General features: G+C 55.5%; 10 protein-coding genes. 5 read left to right on the top strand and 5 right to left on the bottom strand.

Annotated elements, in window-relative coordinates; translation table 11 throughout:
- Positions 1 to 739: 739 nt before the first annotated feature.
- Positions 740 to 2623, bottom strand: a complete 1884-nt coding sequence (locus ABEV74_RS19865; RefSeq protein ID WP_430148830.1) for a B12-binding domain-containing radical SAM protein — start codon at positions 2621 to 2623, stop codon at positions 740 to 742.
- A 237-nt stretch (positions 2624 to 2860) separates the two neighbouring features.
- Entirely contained in the window at positions 2861 to 4417 is a 1557-nt protein-coding gene (locus ABEV74_RS19860) for a stalk domain-containing protein (RefSeq protein WP_430148828.1), read from the bottom strand.
- 569 nt (positions 4418 to 4986) lie between these two features.
- On the opposite strand from ABEV74_RS19860, the gene rlmD reads away from it, so the two are divergent.
- A complete protein-coding gene (gene rlmD, locus ABEV74_RS19855; protein WP_430148825.1) occupies positions 4987 to 6780 on the top strand; it encodes a 23S rRNA (uracil(1939)-C(5))-methyltransferase RlmD in 1794 nt (597 codons plus the stop codon).
- Positions 6781 to 6871: 91 nt separating this feature from the next.
- Here the strand turns inward: rlmD and ABEV74_RS19850 are convergent, their stop codons facing one another.
- Entirely contained in the window at positions 6872 to 7114 is a 243-nt protein-coding gene (locus tag ABEV74_RS19850) for a hypothetical protein (protein WP_430148822.1), read from the bottom strand.
- Between the two features lie 1030 nt (positions 7115 to 8144).
- Here ABEV74_RS19850 and ABEV74_RS19845 point away from each other — a divergent pair.
- Positions 8145 to 14480: a phosphodiester glycosidase family protein gene (locus ABEV74_RS19845; RefSeq protein WP_430148819.1), complete on the top strand. Its 6336-nt coding sequence runs from the start codon at positions 8145 to 8147 to the stop codon at positions 14478 to 14480.
- A gap of 126 nt (positions 14481 to 14606) precedes the next feature.
- Here the strand turns inward: ABEV74_RS19845 and ABEV74_RS19840 are convergent, their stop codons facing one another.
- Positions 14607 to 14834, bottom strand: a complete 228-nt coding sequence (locus tag ABEV74_RS19840; RefSeq protein ID WP_430148817.1) for an ankyrin repeat domain-containing protein — start codon at positions 14832 to 14834, stop codon at positions 14607 to 14609.
- Entirely contained in the window at positions 14798 to 15235 is a 438-nt protein-coding gene (locus tag ABEV74_RS19835) for a hypothetical protein (protein WP_430148815.1), read from the bottom strand. The genes ABEV74_RS19840 and ABEV74_RS19835 overlap by 37 nt, the downstream gene beginning before the upstream one ends.
- Before the next feature lie 182 nt (positions 15236 to 15417).
- Here ABEV74_RS19835 and ABEV74_RS19830 point away from each other — a divergent pair, with 182 nt between their 5' ends.
- The 3 genes from ABEV74_RS19830 (at position 15418) to ABEV74_RS19820 (ending at position 18045) form a co-directional block, all read left to right on the top strand.
- Positions 15418 to 15792, top strand: coding sequence for a BlaI/MecI/CopY family transcriptional regulator (locus ABEV74_RS19830; protein WP_062495026.1), 375 nt, complete (start codon positions 15418 to 15420; stop codon positions 15790 to 15792).
- Between the two features lie 5 nt (positions 15793 to 15797).
- Positions 15798 to 17441: a M56 family metallopeptidase gene (locus ABEV74_RS19825; RefSeq protein WP_430148812.1), complete on the top strand. Its 1644-nt coding sequence runs from the start codon at positions 15798 to 15800 to the stop codon at positions 17439 to 17441.
- A gap of 67 nt (positions 17442 to 17508) precedes the next feature.
- Positions 17509 to 18045 carry a dihydrofolate reductase family protein gene (locus tag ABEV74_RS19820; protein ID WP_430148809.1) on the top strand — a complete coding sequence of 179 codons (537 nt, stop codon included), beginning with the start codon at positions 17509 to 17511 and terminating at the stop codon, positions 18043 to 18045.
- Positions 18046 to 18159: the final 114 nt, after the last annotated feature.

Raw genomic sequence — 18159 nt, 5'->3', positions numbered from 1 at the left:
TTCATAGCAACGAATATCACAGGCTTTATTTTGGCCCATAAGCCGCTTTTTGGGATGTAACGAATCTGAGCCACTTTATTTACGATATACCGCCTGGATTTGACTACTTTTTATGCAAATAGCGTTGCTCAGATTCGTTACAATTTCGGAACTTCGATTTTTCGCCAAATAGCGCTCGTCAGATTCGCTAGATCGTTTTTTCCTTGGTGCAGGGGAGGGTCTCCCAAGTTCACTGCTCCATCCTTCCTGTCATGCCGTTCCCCTTGCGCCGGAGGAGACTTCGTTGCTGCTCCAAGTCCTTGGCTAGCTTTCTTGGCCTTCGTCCATATGCACGAGACTCGGCTCCCGCTTGTCCCTCTTGCGAGGCTTTTTTGGCGACACGGCAGGATGCGCTTCATGTTACGGTCTGACAAGTTGCTTGCTCTGTCTTTGACAGGTACTTTTTGTCGATACGCTTCTACGCACAGAATTTCGCCATACGCAGGTATCCGAGCTGCGCGGGGGGCTTGGCCCCTCCCGCGACCGGATTTTCACCGGCTGGAAGATGCGTGCTTAGCTGGGCACGCTGCACAAAAAAAAACGCCTGACGGCGTTCATCTGCGTATAACTTGTCTGCCATTCGCTGCTGCGAACGGCAATAGCGGGAGCCGCCGCAGCGGCTCCCCCGTCTCATGTCGCAAAAAATCATGAGACGGTAAAACCATGGCCGGCTCCCGCTCTTATTTATCGGCTCTCTGCACTATGCCTGATCGCCATCCGCTTCCCCCGGCCGGATGCGCAGCAGGAACGGCCGCGCCGAACGGCCGGCGCTTCCCGCCTCGGCTCCCCTTCTGCCGCCGGGTGCATCGGCGCCCGCGCCTGAGCGTTCGCCGCCAGCGGTCATCCCGGTATCCGCGCCGTACAGAACGACGAGCAAGGTATGGGCGTCCCGGCGAATTTCTCCGCATTCCAGGTAAGCGCCCAGATCGAACGGCAGCCGTTCGATGACCGCCCGCTTGTGCAGCTCCTTCTCCGTCAGCGCCATGGCCGCGAATGCGTCCGACACGTCAGCCGGACGCTCGGCAAGCCGCCGCAGCCAATAAGCGGCAACCCGCTTTTCCATCGTGAACGGCCACCAGATTTTGCGCGGCTTGTAATTGTGGTTCAGGAAATAGTCGTATTTCATCAACGCTAATGCGACATCCGGCTCCAATGCGGCGGGAATCCGCTCTCCCCCCTCCGTCAAAAACGACCAGAGCCGCGAGAACAAATCTTCAAGCTGATGGCCGATTTTTTGCCAGCCCCGCTCCTCCCAGTAATCGCCGAACGCCTGGAAAAAATCGAACGGCGATTCGAATACCCGATCCACCAAATATAGCAGCGTCCGGTCCATACGGTGCGCGTTCCAATATTTTTCCAGCACATCCTCGACCCGCTTGATGCGGACGATGTCCGAAAACGGCAGCACGTCGTTGCCCAATATTTCATACGGCGACCGGTCCATGTAGATATAGCCGTATTTGTCGGCATTATGGCGCAAGCCGGTGCCGCGCAGCATTTTGAGAAAACCGAGCTGCAATTCTTCCGGCCGCAGCGCGAACACGTCGTTGAACGTTTTGCGGAACGTGTCGTAATCTTCGTGCGGCAAGCCGGCGATCAGATCGAGATGCTGATCGATCTTGCCCGACTCCCGGATCGCCGTTACCGTTCGCGACAGCTTAGCGAAATTTTGCCGGCGCTTCACCGCTTCGTTCGTCGGGTCGTTCGTCGATTGAACGCCGATCTCGAAGCGGAAAATGCCCGGCGGCGCATGCTTCGCCAAATAGTCCAGCACCTCCGGCCGCATAATGTCCGCCGTAATTTCGAACTGGAACACGCAGCCGCGGTGGTTTTCGATCAGAAACTTGAATATTTCCAATGCGTAATCCCGCTTGATATTGAAAGTCCGGTCCACGAACTTGATCAGCTTCGCACCGGATTCGATCAGATAGAGCAAATCGGCCTTCGTCCGCTCCATATCGAAGTACCGGACCCCTACCTCGATGCTGGACAGGCAGAACTGGCACATGAACGGACAACCCCGGCTCGTCTCGAAATAGACGACGCGGTTCGGCAATTGCGCGACATCTTCGGGAAAACGGTGCGGCGACGGCAGCCGCGACAGATCCAGCTTCGGACGTGGCGGATTGATGATGATCTCTTCTTCGTCCCCGCGGCGTTTGCGGTAAGCGAGCCCGAACACCATATGCAGCTTCTCTTCGCCCTGCAGTTCGGTGAGCAGATGATGAAACGTTTCCTCGCCTTCCCCGACGACGATGCAGTCGACTGCGGGCAGGCGGCGCAGCCAATACTCGGTGTCGTAGCTCACTTCCGGACCGCCGAGCACGATCTTGACCGATGGTTTGATTTTGCGCAGCATGTCGATGACGACGATCGTCTCCTCGATGTTCCAGATGTAGCAGGAGAAGCCGACAACGTCCGGATCGCGCGAAAACAGATCGGAAACGATGTTCATCGGCGGGTCTTTGATCGTATATTCGGCAATTTCGATATGAAAATCCCGTTCGCTGTACGCCTTCAGACAGCGCAGCGCCAGAGACGTATGAATGAATTTGGCGTTGAGCGTAGCCAGTACGACGTTCATTTTGTTTTTACCCTTTCTCTTACGTTACGGCATTTGCTTGCATCGTCTCCCATTGTACCAGAACCGCACCGACAAAAGAACCGGCAAGCCGTTTTCCGTTACGGGCAACTTTTCCTGCGAGCGCCCCCGTTCGTCCCGAAACCGCCGATGCCGGAGCAACAAATAAAGGCACCCGCCGGCAGCGGCCGGAAGAGTGCCCGTATAAAGAAGAATGATGGCATTTTACCAATTTACGATTTAAAAGCGCGTTTCGATATGCAACTGTTCTTTTACCTGCAAATGAATGACGGGATAGCGGACCTTCCATTTGCCGTTGCCAAGATCAGTCACTTCGTCCGCGTTCAGGCCGCGGGGCTTGAAGTCGAAGGTGCGGTCGTAGTAGACAATCAGCTCAACCGCTTCGTCCGGCAGCAGGCCGCTTACGGTCAAACCGAGATGGATCGCCCAATTGCGAAGCTCTTCGCGGCTGCTTTCAATATAATATGTGTAAAATAGCGGATCGATATTGGCGGTCAGCACAAGCCAGCCTTCCGCGTCGCGTTTCGCCTGCCAATCTTTTATTTCCGCGGTTCCCTGGCTCGTCTGGACGTAAGCGAACTCCTTCTCCAGCAGCTTCACGATCTCGCTCTCCGAAGCGCCCTTCAGCGTCGACGGCAGCTTCGAAGGAAGGAATGCCGCTGTATTGGCTTCTCCGGATGCGATCTGTAAAAGAAGCCGATGCACATGCTCGATGCTGACGGCAAAGTTCAGATCGGCGTTCACCTTTTGATAGCCGGATGTGGTTATGCCGATAAGCTCGCCGCTTTCGTTGAACAGCCCGCCGCCCGAGCTGCCGCTGTCGATCGGAGCGCTCGTCTGCAAATAGGTCACGCCGTTCTCGCGGATGATGTTGCTGATCAGCCCTTCGCTTACCGTATTGCGCAGCCCGTGCGGACTGCCGATCGCCACGACCGTATCGCCTTTGGCGATCGAATTCGGCGAGCCGAACTTTACGCCTTGGGCAGGCAATGGTTCTTTGGTTTGAATGATGGCCAAATCGGCATTTTCATCGTAAGCGATCACCCCGGCAATTTCATAGATCCGGTCGTTTATCATCACCGCATGGCCCGAGGTCGCGCCATCCATGACGTGATAGTTGGTCAGAATCAGATCGGGGCTAATTACGACGCCGCTTCCCTGCGCTCGATTCGTCGCAATCATGACGACGCTCTCGTCATTTCGCTCGACAATTTCGGCCGGGGTCAGCTTGGCTGACGGCTTCGCCGGCTCCTGCTTCAGCTTTTGCTTCCGCTCGGCGGCCAGCGCTTCGGCGGACTTGATGCGCACCGTCTTCGTCTTCGCATCCCATTTCACATCGGCGCCAAGCGCCTCTCCGACGAATCGCAGCGGCACGAGCGTGACGCCCCCGCGCACTTCGGCCGGCGCATCGAGCACCATTTTCTTCCCGTTAACGATCGCCTGCTTGCTTCCGACCTTCAAGGTGACGACGGTATAGCCTTTGCGCCCGATAACCGTCTTCGTCTCCGGTTCCCATACGACATCGGCGTGCAGCGCCGCAAAGACGGAACGCATCGGCACGAGCGTCACGCCATGCCGGATGACAGGCGCGCTCGGCAGCTGTATTTTTTGGCCGTCGACATCAATTCGGATTTCGCCAGCCGCCGGAACGGTTCGTGACGCAGCAGCGCCGGGCCGTTCCGCAGCGGACGCCGAACCGCCTCCTGCAACCGGCGCCAGGACAAGCACCGGCACAAGCCATGAATAAAGCAACGTTTTGACCAGCAATTTCTTCAAACTTTAACGCTCCCTCTCCGATTTTCCCCAATTTCCCACGATTTACATCGTACCACCCGGACAAGCGACTGTCTACGTCATAACGTGAGATTACGATAAATATATCGGCATTTTCGAACGCGATAAAAAGAGGAATTTCATTAGCGGAACGCACACGACGAATAATGGACTGAAAACGGTTTAAGGAGACGGAAACGATACATACTATATGATAAAGCGACTGTCGGAAAGACAGTTGCAAAGGAGGTCCGTCTTATGATAAAACGGGAAAACGATTTGATGGTCGGCTTGTTCAATGGCATGCTGCTTGCATTGCCGTTCTGGATATGCGCCGCGCTTCTGTTTTTTCGCTAATGATGGATTCTTCTCCTCCTCATCTGTTGCTTCTAACGGCATCTTCCGCGCGTCATGCCACAGGGGATGCCGTTCGTGCATAATCGAGCCCCTCATTCGTGACAAGAAAATGGTCCGCATGATATAGTGAGGACACAAATTCAACGATAACGGACGAAACGCAAACCGATTGTCCGGTTGATGGTTGGAAGAGAAGGACGGAGGATCAGGCAAACATGAAGCGGGATGGACAATACGCCGGTTTCACCGGCAATAGCCGGCGGGACGGGCAGGCGCAAACGCGGGGCGGTGCGGAACGGAACGGAAACGGCGGAAAACCGCCGCAGCGCGCACAGCAGCAGGAGACGCATCGAAGCGGGCGAATGAAGACGGGAGCGTTGACGCCGGCGAACGCCGGCAGTGCGGACGGCCGGACGCGCAGCGCCAACGCGGGCGCTAATGATCCGCAGGCGCGGCCGCCGGCAGCGGAACGGCACCGCCTCGGCGGCGACGGCGGGAAGCGCCGGGGCGCGGCGCAAGCGACGGCAGCCGCGCAAGCGGTGACAGCGGCGCAAGCGGCAGGTGCGGCGACGGCAGCGGACGCGGCCGGTGGCGGCAAGCGGTCGCGAAACTGGTCGGAGCGGCGGCCTTCCGCCGAAGATGTGCGAACGGGCGACCGGATCGTCGTCACGATCAAGCGCATCGGCATTAACGGCGAAGGCGTCGGCTACTACCGCCGCAAGGCGGTATTCATCGACGGCGCGCTGCCGGGCGAGGTGGTCAGGGCGCGCGTCGTAGCGGTCGAGCCGAAACGGCTCGTCGCCGAAGCGGTCCAGACGGAGAAGCGCTCGCCGCAGCGCGTCGATCCGCCATGCCCGATCTACGAGGCATGCGGCGGCTGCCAGCTGCAGCATCTCGCCTACGACGGCCAGCTTGCGGCCAAGGAGGAGCTCGTGCGCGAATCGTTCGCGCGCTACGCCGGGCTGGATGGGGCGGCGCTGCCGCTGCGCCCCATGCTGGGCATGGACGAGCCTTGGCGCTACCGCAACAAGGCTCAGCTGCAGGCGGGACGGGGCGCGGACGGCCGCCCCGTCCTCGGGCTGTACGAGCCGGGCAGCCGCCGGCTCGTGGACATCGTCGGCGCGGACTGCATGGTGCAGCAGTCCGCGATCAATGCGGCGGCCGCCAAGGTGCTCCGGGTACTGGAGCGCCTTGGCGTGCCGCTGGCCGAGCGCAGCCCGGGTACGGGGCTGCGCACGGTCGTGCTGCGGGTCGCCCAGGAAACGGGCGAGCTGCAGCTCACGCTTGTGGCGGCGCACGAGTCGTTCGCGCCGCACGGGCCGCTCGTGGAGGCGATCCGGCAGGAAGCGCCGGAGATCGCCTCCATCTCGCTCAACATCAACGCGGGCGATACGCCCGTCGTGTTCGGCGACCGCACCGTCACGTTATGGGGCGCACCCGCGCTCCATGTCTCGCTCGGCGACTTGACGTTCGCCCTGTCGCCGCGCGCGTTCTTCCAGCTGAATACGGTACAGACCGTCAAGCTGTACGATGCCGTGCTGGAAGCGGCGGCGCTGACCGGTCGGGAAACCGTGGTCGACGCCTACTGCGGCACCGGCACGATCGGCCTGTGGCTCGCGCCGCATGCCCGGGAAGTGCGCGGTGTCGAAACCGTCCGGGAAGCGGTCCTCGACGCGCAGCAGAACGCCGCCCTGAACGGGCGGAACAACGCCCGCTTCTATGTCGGCAAGGCGGAAGAACTGCTCCCCCGCTGGGTGCGCGAGGGCTTCCGCCCCGACGTCATCGTCGTCGACCCGCCGCGGACCGGCTGCGATGCCCGCCTGCTGAAGGCAATCGCGGACGCCCGGCCGAAACGGCTCGTCTACGTTTCCTGCAACCCGTCGACGCTGGCCAAGGACTGCCGCTATCTGCTCGACGCCGGCTTCTCCATCGAATGGCTGCAGCCGGTCGACATGTTCCCGCAGACGTCGCATGTGGAGTGTGTAATATTAATGGTTCGTAATGCCTGAGAGGTGACAATATCGCTTAAACAGGGAAGCTTCACTCGTCAGAGTGGGGCTTCCCTTTTCGGCTTAATACTCCGAATCAAATCGAAGACGTTTAATTACGATGCGATTGGATCAAGGCTTGGGCGGCTTGAACAACATCTGCCGGGGGGCTGTCCGGGCCAATTAACCTTGCGGTTATGCAGAAGCCCTCCATGAGAACAAACAGCTGCCGCGCAAGATGATCAGGCGAATTCAATCCGTATTGCTTGCAGATGTCTGCCAAGCGGGACACAACCGATTTTTTATGACGGCTTGCCGCCTGATTCACGATATGTTCTGGGAATGGATATTCCATGGCGACCGCCTGATAGAGACAGAAGGTCGATTGCGGAGATTCGGAATGCTGACTGGCAATCGTTTTGAAAATACTCAATAAAAGCAGCGTGCCGACCGTCGCTCGTATATTTGCTCCTTTGCCTAGTACTCAGGCAGGCGCATTGGCGTAGGGCTTGACAAAAACGTTCATAGCAACGAATCTCACACGCCTTATTTTCGCCAATAAGCCGCTTTTTCAGATGTAACGAATCTGAGCCACCTTATTTACGATATTCCGCCTGAATTGGACTGCTTTTAAGCAAATAGCGTTGCTCAGTTTCGTTACATTTCCAAAACAGCGATTTTTCGCCAAATAGCGTTTGTCAGATTCGTTAGATCGTAAATGGAAGCCTCAATCGTTAATGGAGGATCGTTAATGGAGGATCGTTAATGGAGGATCGTTAACGGAGAAGCGTATGAATTGCGGCCATGATGACCATACGATCCGCCATGCGCCAGCATGACCGCCGAAACCATATCATGGCGCACGGATGAACTCCCCCTTCGCTCCAATCGATTGCCGCTTTATGATCCGCAGCGAGGCGGTGTTAACCGGAACCGGGAAATATTTCCGATCTTTCCGCCCTCACAGCATCGTCATATCTCCAATCTTCCCCTCCTCCGGACAACTGCGCAAGCATCGTCCCACCCGCCGTCACATATACTGTACCGAGCTGCGGCCGGCCTGCATGTACAATCGGCTTCGCGGGTATGCGCCATCCCGGAAACCGATCCATGAAACATCCACAAAAACTTAATGCTGCGAAAACGAGAAATTTACATATCGAATCTATAATTATGCGGGTAAAAAAGAGAGAGGGACATGCTCCCCATTCCAGATGAAAGGAGGGCAGAACGGGTCATTAATGCGCGATTCATCCGGAGGGAGAACTAATCGTTAGCGCGCGATTCATCGGAAAACAGGCCTTGGAACAGGCCCCGGCCCGGCCCGGTTGAACGCCGGCAGAAACGTTTCATCAAACAATTGCGGTTTGGAGGTTCCTAGACGAATGAGGCAGATAAAACGTACGATTGCGCTTCTTCTATGCCTGGGTTTGCTTATTTCCGGGCTTTTGCCGGCTCAAGCCGTACAAGCTGCGGCGGAGAGCGATCCGCAAGCCCAAATCCTCGATACGAGACAGCTCGAAATCGCCCCGGATACTTATTATAACTGGTACGATATGAAGCTTCCGAGAGGGCTGGAGAAAGTACATACCGTGGAATTCCACCCCTCCAACCCCCATCTGGAGTTAATCGCGGGAACGAAAAGCGGCAAAGTGTACGGCATGCAAGGCGTTACGGCCATGGCCGCTTATTACGACAAACCCGGCCAACGGGTCATTGCCGGCATTAACGGCGACTTCTATGATTTGTCGAAGTACGGAACCGGCGTGCCGAATGGCCTGTTCATGGGCGACGGCAAAATTCTCAATACGCCGGATGCGAACTATGCCGTCTTCCTGCTGGACAAGGACGGCACGACGCGATATGAGCCGATTCCGAAGCTGACCAGAACGGTCACGATTCACGGCGAAACCAGCAATATTACCCATATTAACCGGTATCGCGAGAACAATCAGCTCATCTTATATACGTTCGATTATGCGGACTCGACGAAAACGAACGAGTATGGAGACGAAGTAGTTTTGGACGTGCTTGAAGGAGAAGTGAAGCATGGCCAAACGATGAGGCTGAAGGTCGCGGAGATTCGCAAAAATGCGGGCAACACGCCTTTGGCCGAAGGGAAGGTCGTGTTGTCCGCAAGCGGCACGGCCAGGGCCGTTTTGGAAGGTCTGAATGTCGGAGACGAGATTACGGCCAACTTCGCTTTCCCTCCGGGATACGAAAACGTGGCGGTAGCCATGAGCGGTTACAGGCTCATACAAGACGGAGTCGTGCTGAGCAACGTTCCGGTTCAGGGCGTTCATCCCAGAACGGCCATCGGCACGAAAGCGGACGGCACGGTCGTCATGATCGAGATCGACGGAAGAGCGCCGGGATTCAGCGAAGGCGTAGAGACGTCGGAGCTCGGCCAGATTATGAAAGACTTGGGCGTCGTCAATGCGATCAATCTGGACGGCGGCGGTTCCTCCACCTTTATCGCCAGATTGCCGGGAGAATCGACGTTCCGCATGTTGAACCGGCCTTCCGACGGGGTTGAGCGGCAAACCGGGAATTCGCTTTTGTTGGTGAACAAGGCGCCGGCGGGCGACGCTGCCAAGCTTGTCGTTCAACCGCAGTTCGAGCGCGTGCTGGCGGGAACCGCGCTTCCTTTGAAGGCAAAAGCCGTTGACGCGACCGGCCATCCGGCCTCCTTAACCGGGACGCTTTCATGGAGTGCCGACCCCGAGTATGGAACGATTGATGAGAGCGGGGTTTTTACGGCCGGATCGAAAGCCGGGATCGCCGCGATTGAGGTGACGGCGGAAGGCTTGTCGGGATCGGGACGTGTGGAGGTCGTCACGGAGCTGACCGATCTGAAATTCCCCGATGCGGAGAAAGCGATCGATTCCGGGGCAACCGTCGAGCTTCAGGTTCAAGCGCTTCGGAATGGCCAGGAAATTATAGCCGACAACCGTTTGCTGGAGTGGAGAGTGGAAGGCGACATCGGCACCGTGGACGCGAACGGCGTATTTACAGCGACGACCGAGAGCGGCAAAAGCGGCAAAATTTTTGTCAAATACGGGAATGTCGAGACATCCATGAATGTCAACGTCGGAACGCCGCCCGTCATTTTGGAAGATTTCGAAGGGAATCTGGACAAATACCACAAGACAGCCGGAGCCAACTACAATAAATCGGTAGCCAGCATTACCTATGAGGACGACTTTGTCCGCTTCGGCAATCAGGCGTTGAAGCTGGAGTACGATTTTACAGGAAAACCAAGCACGTCGGGAGCTTATCTCCAGGCAACGAACCCGGCCAATTATATTCAAATTCCCGGCTATCCGCAAAAAATCGGCATGTGGGTTTACGGGGACGGCAGCGGGTATTGGCTCCGGGCGCAAATTCGCGCAAACGGTGGAACCGCGAACGGCACGCCGCTAAACTTTACCGATGAAACGACGGGCGTGAATTGGACGGGGTGGAAATACGTAGAAGCGGACGTTCCTCCCGGATTGCAGCTTCCGCTCACGATGGATATGCCGGTTCGTCTTATGGCTACCGCAAGCAAGGTGAAAGGCGCGGGCGTGATCTATGTCGACAACATTCGGGCCGTTTACGGGCCGACCCAGGACGATTTCGACCCGCCGATCATCAAAGATATCGAGCCGGCGGAAGGCAGCACCATCCATACGAACACGCCGACTATTCGGGCTGTCGCGGAGGATGCGGGCTACGATCCTAAAGTACATCCGGGCACGACGTTAATCGACCCGGACAAAATTTTCGTTTATCTGGACGATGTTCTCGTTCCGCATACGCTATACCCTCCGGAGGGACGCATCGCGTATAAGCACGACATCCCGCTTGTGGACGGCCTTCATAAAGCGAAAATCAAAGTGCGCGATTTGTCCGGCAACCGAACGGAGAAAGAGTGGATCTTCAACGTCGATACCGGTTCGTCCAGGTTTGTGTACCACGCGCCTGCTGTCACGTATGCCGGGAACAGCTACACGCTCGATATAAAAGGAAGCAACGTAGCCGGCATTCATGCGGGCGAGCTTCAATTCCAGTTTGATGCAAGCAAGATCGAGGCGCTGCAATTTGTGCCGGGCGGCAAGCTGGGCGAAACATTGGCGCAGGCCGAGATCAATCCGGCTGCAGGTTCCGTGAAGGTGATGTTCGACAGCTTAAACAGCGTGTCTCTTGCCGACGACGATCTTCTCGGACAGATTCAGTATCGGGTCAAACCGGATGCGACGGGGAAACATACGATTCAATTCCAGTCCGGCACCATCAAGCTGACCGAATCGCCGGACAAGGGCTGGACGTTCTTCGGCTTGCCTGTAGAGGCGGAGATCAAGCACGCTCTTGAGCTGAATTGGGATGAGTATGGCGTCGTGGAAGGTTATCCGACAACCTTCACCATTACAGACGAAGCGGGAGTGCCGGTTGAAGGGGTCAAGCTGCTCGTCGACGGCGTGGACCGGGGGACCACCAATAACGAAGGAAAGCTCGTGCTGACGGACCTGACCGGTACGGTGAAGTCGTACAACATTCAAGCGGTGAAAGGAACGCTGTACAGCCCTGTCCGGACACTGACCGTATCCAAGCTGTTCGGGACGGTTACGCCTTACAATGTCAATGTAAATATGGGCGCAGACCCGAAAAGCTCCAGAGGCTTTACTTGGCACACGCACCCCAGCGTCCAAACGACGGTCGTGGAATTGGCGAAAAAAGAAGGCTTCACCGGTTTCGACGGACCGAACGTCATCAAGGTAACAGGCGAAAACTCGTTATTCGTGACTTACGATCTCGGAACGGTTCGTGTGCATAAAGCTGCGGTGAGCGGACTGGAACCCGGTACGGAATACGTCTATCGCGTAGGCGACGGAGCAAGCCATTACAGCGCGCAAGGCTCGTTCGCCACTGCCCCTGCCTATGGCGAGAACTTGAAGTTTTTATTCTTCGGGGATTCCCAGGCGGCGGACAGCAACGGGTTTAACTTATGGGGCAACACGGTGGCGAAGGCCGTGAACGAGCACCCGGATGCCGAGTTTATCGTTCATGCGGGCGATATGGTCGACTCGGGCCATCTCGAAGCGCAGTGGAATTGGTTCTTCGATAAGGCGAAGGATTACTTGATGAACACGACCCTGGTTGCGGTGCTGGGCAATCACGAGGTGACCGGAACGAAAGGCATCAGCGACTTTAATCAGCATTTCAACCAGCCGGGGAACGGATTGGAGAGCCTGAAAGGAACGAATTTCTCGTTCGATTACAAAAATGCGCATATTGTCGTGCTGAACAGCGAGTCCGAATATGCCGCCCAGAGGGAGTGGCTCCGTCAGGACCTTGCGGCAACGGATAAGAAATGGAAAATCGTCGCGTTCCACCGCGGTCCTTACGGCAGCATCTACGATACGGCGGAAGTCCGGGAGCAGTGGGTTCCGGTATTCGACGAATTCCAAGTCGATCTGGTCTTGAACGGACATGACCACATTTATCTGCGCAATTTCATGAAAAACAACCAAAAGGCGGACATGGGAGAAGGTACGGCCTATGTCGTCGCCGGGTCGACCGGACCCAAGTTTTACGATCTGGTTCCGAAGCCTTGGACGCAATTTTACGATCGGGAACAAAAGCAAATGTATGTGTCCGTGGAGATTATCGGAAACGAATTAACCGTTGTGACCAAAACGGTGGACGGAAGAGAAGTTGACCGTTTTACGCTCTCGAAGAAAACGGCCTCCTCTGTCGTCATCAGCAAGCCGGAGGTTCAAATCCCTTATGGCCAGTCGGTTAAACTGGACGCCTATGTGCTGCCTGAAAATGCGTTGGACCGTTCGGTTACTTGGTCGGTGTACAGCGGTCAAGACGTTGTGACCGTTACAGACGACGGTCTGGTGACCGCTACCGGTCTCGGTACGGCCGTTGTCCGGGCGACCAGCGTAAATGCCGATGTATATGCGGAAAGTCACATAACCGTGCTGGATGTCTCCCAGGCCATTCGGATCAGCGGTCCTGCCGAGATGGAAGCCGGAAGCTCGGCCCCGACGGTTACGGAAGCCGTATATGTATCCGGAACGAGAGTGCCGCTAACGGCCGGGGTACTGTATGAGAGCAGCCGTCCCGAAGTCGCGTCGATCGATACCGGCGGACAAATTACGGCGCATGCTCAAGGGGTTACCGTCATAAGCGCGGTCTATGAAGATTTGAAAGACAGTTACACCCTTGTCGTGAAGCCCCGTCCGAACCCGGTCACGGCTCTCGAATTGACCGGCAAGTCCAGCATCGTGGTGGGCGAAACGGTTCAGATCGCAGCCACAGCCGTCTATGCGGACAACAGCAGACAGGCCGTAACCGACGGTTTGAATTACAGCAGCAGCGATGAAGCGGTTGTTACCGTGGACGCGAAGGGAATGCTGCAAGGCATTCGCCCCGGAACGGCAACCATCACCGCGACGCTGGGATCGGTAGCAGGCACGCTGCAAGTCACGGTCCGTGAAGAGACGCCGGATACCGGCCCAAGCGAGCCGACACCAGGCCCAAGCGAGCCGGCACCAGGCCCAAGCGAGCCGGCACCAGGCCCGGCGCCCGGTCCGGTGCCCGATGAAGATGAAGAGGACGAGTGGACGAAACTGAAGGAGCAATTGAAATCCGGCAACACCGTCATCGAGATCAACGATCCGAATCAGGAGCTCAAACTTCCTGGAAGCGTGTTGGATCTGCTGCAGGATCAACCGTCTATCACGGTTAAATTTGCGAATGCGTCCGTAGAAATCCCGGCCGCCGTTCTGGCGGAGCTTCTGGAGCTGGTGCCGGCTGCGCAGCGTTCGGACAGCGTCATTACCTTTAGCGCGGCTCCGGTTCCGGGTGAAACGGTCGAACAAAAATTGAATTCCGCAGGGCGCCGGAGCGGGGTCGCGATCAAGACAGCCGGCGACGTGCTGGATTTCAACTTGACGGTTACGGCGAAAGACGGTAAAGCGATCTCATTGTCCGCTTTCAACAAACCGATTAAACTGGCGCTCAACGTTCAGCCATCCGCAGACAAGCGTCTGGCCGGCATTTACTATATCGGCGACGCAGGCGGGCTCGAATATATTGGCGGTCAGTGGCAGGGAGACGCAATGGTTGCTTCCATCACGCATTTCAGCCTATATGCGGTTCTGGAATACAAGAAGACGTTCGACGACGTGGCGGAAAGCTACTGGGCGGCCGATCCCATTCGAGTGCTGGCAGCCAAACATCTGATTCAGGGAGTAAGCGAGCGCCAATATGCCCCGATGCGCAACGTGACCCGAGCGGAATTTGCGGCGCTCCTCGTTCGCTTGCTCGGATTGAAGGAAGAAGCGAAAACGGCGTTCGCCGACGTATCGCCTGGAGAATGGTTTGCGCAGGACGTGGCGAAAGCCGTGAAAGCGGGCATTGTGAAAGGGATAAGCTCCGAGACGTTTGCGCCTGATGCCCGGATTACAAGGCAAGAAATGGCCGTGATGGCCGTTCGCGCCTACCGATATGCCGCTGCGAACGGTAAAGGCACGGGCATGGCGGCGCCCTTCACCGACCTGACGGACGCCCCGGCCTGGGCTCGTGAAGCGGTCGGAACGGCATACGCGCTCGGCCTCATTCAAGGGCGGTCGGAAACCCGCTTCGATCCGGGTGCGCCAATGACACGCGCCGAAAGCGCGCAAGTCGTTTACAATCTGCTGAAACGGCTAGACAACATATCGCCATAACGCGGCATTGAAAAGCAATGGCTCCCCGACCGGGGAGCCATTGCTTTTACCAACGGCAAAGAGCGGCAGCGAATCTCGTAATTGCGGTTCAAAACGCTCCTTCTCCGGAAATGACATAAATGGTAATTACTGAGATTCAAAAAGACTTAAAACCTTTTTTCTGTTGTTGGACTCGGCTATTTTTTTAGGCGACATTCCCTCTTTGTTTTCTTTATGGAAATCAGCCCCGAACTGCAGCAGCAATTGGATGTATTCCATTTTATAATTTCGTTTTACAGCATAATGGAGAGCCGTATTGCCATCCTCATCAGCGAAATTTACATTTGCCCCGTTTTGTAAAAACCATTCTGCCATACCGAACCTTTTCCATGTAAACGCCGCAAGAAATGCGGCATCCTCAATCTCCGCTCCATATTTTTTGAATAGATCGGCCGCTTTGACATCATCGTACCAAGCGATGGCAAACATGCAATGATTGGGGTCTGCGCCTGCAGACAGAAGATAGGTATAAAGCTTTTCATTTCTTCCCCGTGTATACGCGTACCAAAGCGGGGTAGCGGGAAAAAACCGCACCGGTCGGGAATTTTATGAATGGAATTGATGTCCATGCCGCTTTCAAGAAGCAGCTTCAAAATTTGCAGACTCGCTTCAACCTTTTGCGGATCAGTGGAAATATCAAGACCGCACAAATAATGGAGCGCATTTTTGCCGTCTTTTTCCGACCATTGAGTCCACTTTGCGTCTTTGCGGAGCAATTCAGTCCCCTTTCATGATTGCCTAAGCGACCAGGCTCCGAGCCTGGAACGGCGAATTCCTCTGCTCCATAAATTCATGACGCGCTTCCCCTTTAGCATGATTTGGCAATTGACAGTTTCGGATTACAATTGTAATATTTAATCGTGGATTACAGCTGTAGTCGACGGAAGGAGAGTTACGGATGAAGCAGATTCCCAAGATTTCGGACGCGGAGTGGGAGGTGATGAAAGTTTTTTGGGCGAAAGCCCCGCTGACCGCAAACGATGTTATCCAAGCTTTGGAAGGTAGTAAGGATTGGAATCCGAAAACGATACGAACGCTTATTAAACGGCTGGTCGAAAAAAACGCCGTCGGTTATAAACAGGAAGGCCGCAACTATTCCTATTTTCCGCTCGTTCAAGAAGAGGAATGCGTGCGATCCGAAACGAGGTCGTTTTTGAAACGCATTTACGGCGGCGCGTTGAAACCGATGATCGTCAACTTTCTTAAGGAAGAGCAATTAACGAAAGAGGATATCGAAGAACTGAAACGCATCCTGGATGAAAGAAGGGATTAGGTCGGATGGCTTCTCTGCTAACGGACGTATTTTACCGGGTCTTATCCGTTTCGGCGATGGCAACGGTGCTGGTCCTCCTCATCTTCTTGGCGAGATGGCTGCTGAAAAACCAATTAAAGCCGCGCTGGACGTATTGGCTATGGATGCTGCTGGCCGTGCGTTTGCTTCTGCCCTGGACGCCCGAAAGCTCCTTTAGCGTGTTCAACCTCATCCCGCTGGAAACGAACGAAACGTCGACGGCGAGCCACCGTGCGGCGCTGGAAAACGAACCCGCAGCCGATCCGATGCCCGCTTCCGAAGCGGCAGCACAATCACAACCGGCCGAACCGGTCGTCCAGCCGCCATGGAGCGGATTAACGGGAAGCATGCCGGAAACGAAGTCCTTCCCTTGGATGCCGTTCGTATCCGTGGTTTGGCTGATCGGAGCCGTAACGATGCTCGGCTATATTCTCGCGGTAAACATGCGTTTCTCGATGAAAATCAAAAAAGAACCGCCAGTCGCCGATCCAAAGGTGAAATCCGTCTTCGAACAATGCATCCAAGAGATGAAGGTGAAACGGCAAGTCGCTTTAATCGAGTCGAACCAAGCTTCAACACCGATGCTCGCGGGCGTCGTACGGCCTAAGCTTTTGATGCCCGGATACGCTTTAAACACGCTGAATAACAGCCAGCTCAGATACGTATTTCTGCATGAATTGTCGCACGTCAAGCGAAACGATATCGCGGCCAACTGGTTAATGAACGTCCTGCTTGCCTTGCATTGGTTCAACCCTTTGCTTTGGTACGCATACCGCAAAATGCGGGAAGATCAGGAAATCGCATGCGATTCGTTGGCGCTGACCCGCATCGGCCCTGACGAGTCCAGGGACTACGCGGCCGCCATCATCAAACTGCTGGAGGCATTTGCAAGCCAAGTGCGTTTAGCCGGCGTGGCAAGCATATCGGGAAACAAAAAGGAATTAAAGAGGAGAATCATCATGATCACGTCACTGAAAAACAACTCCTACAAAATGTCGCTGCTCGGCCTTGCCGTCATCTTGATCATCAGCGGATGCGCATTAACGAACGCAAAATCCGCCGGCAATGCGGGAGCAGGCACCGAAAACGCCCAAAACGAAGCGCCTGCCCAAACCGACATTCCCGTTCAGGACGAAGATGAAGTTCAGGACGAAGATGAAGTTCAAGAATTGAATCCAAGCAGCGATTTTGCGATCCGAGCTAATGGGAAGCTGATCTCGCTCAAAGATTTCGACAACCAGATACGCTTGGCGGAAATACTGGGCGAGCCGATTTCCGAGAACACGGAAACGCTTGGCGACGGGGCCGATACGCATACAGGCTCTCAAATCAAAACATTGACGTATGACGGTTTGCAGCTTACCTTGTTCTCGGCCGATCAGGATCAATATTGGGTCATGAAAATGGACGTTGCCGGCGGCGAATACGCTACGGCGAAAGGAGTTCAAATAGGCGATACGGTGGAGGAAATCCAGAAGCTGTACCCGGATATCGAAATCGCCAAAGACGGAAGAACCGATCCGAATAACTGCGCCTATGAAATCCGAAACGACGAAGAATCGAATTACTTGTCTTTTGAAGTAAAAGACGGCATCGTTGAACATATATCGGTTTATCATCTTATACCATAACAAGTCGCGGCCGTTTTCCGGACTCATCCGGCGAGCGGCCGCGTTTTTATTTTTTGAAGAACTAACGATGCAGCTGTCACTGGACGGGGGCGTGTCGGATGAATCCCGCTGGATGATGTTGAGCGAAGAGATTTTGGAAGATTACTTGGCCTATTACGATACGGTGGATACGATCGTCGTGGGCAGAAACTCGTACGCCTCCCTCGCCCAATATTGGCAGCAGGCAGAGAATTCGTCCGATTCGCTGGAACGGACGATAGCCCGGCGCATGAACGAAATTCCCAAAGTGGTGATTTCCCGTTCCGAAGTGGATTTGATATGGAGAAACTCGCAACAGATTGTGGTCAAGGACGAACCGTCGCTCACTCGGGAAATGGAAGTTTTGAAAAAACGGACAAATCACATTTCGGTCGAAAGCGGAGTTAAAACATGGCAATCCTTTATCCGTCACGATTTATATGACGAGCTGTGGCTGCTCGTCCACCCGGTGATCGCTTCTCATGGCGACCGATTGTTCGCTCTTGCCGACAAGCAGCAATCACTCCGGTTAAACCGCACCAAAACGTACAAGAATGGCGTAGTCGGTTTGCATTATCAAAAATAATCTCACGTATCGATTGCTGATAGGCACTGATGCAAAATGAGCTGGTGGGCCGCGTTTGCTTACAAGATAAGGGGATGACCGGAATGAATATTTAACCTGAATTTCGAAAGCCCA

It is taken from the genome of Paenibacillus cisolokensis (assembly GCF_050481165.1).
In the GTDB taxonomy this organism is placed as follows: domain Bacteria; phylum Bacillota; class Bacilli; order Paenibacillales; family Paenibacillaceae; genus Paenibacillus_AH; species Paenibacillus_AH cisolokensis.
This window is presented reverse-complemented; position numbering and strand designations above follow the sequence as displayed.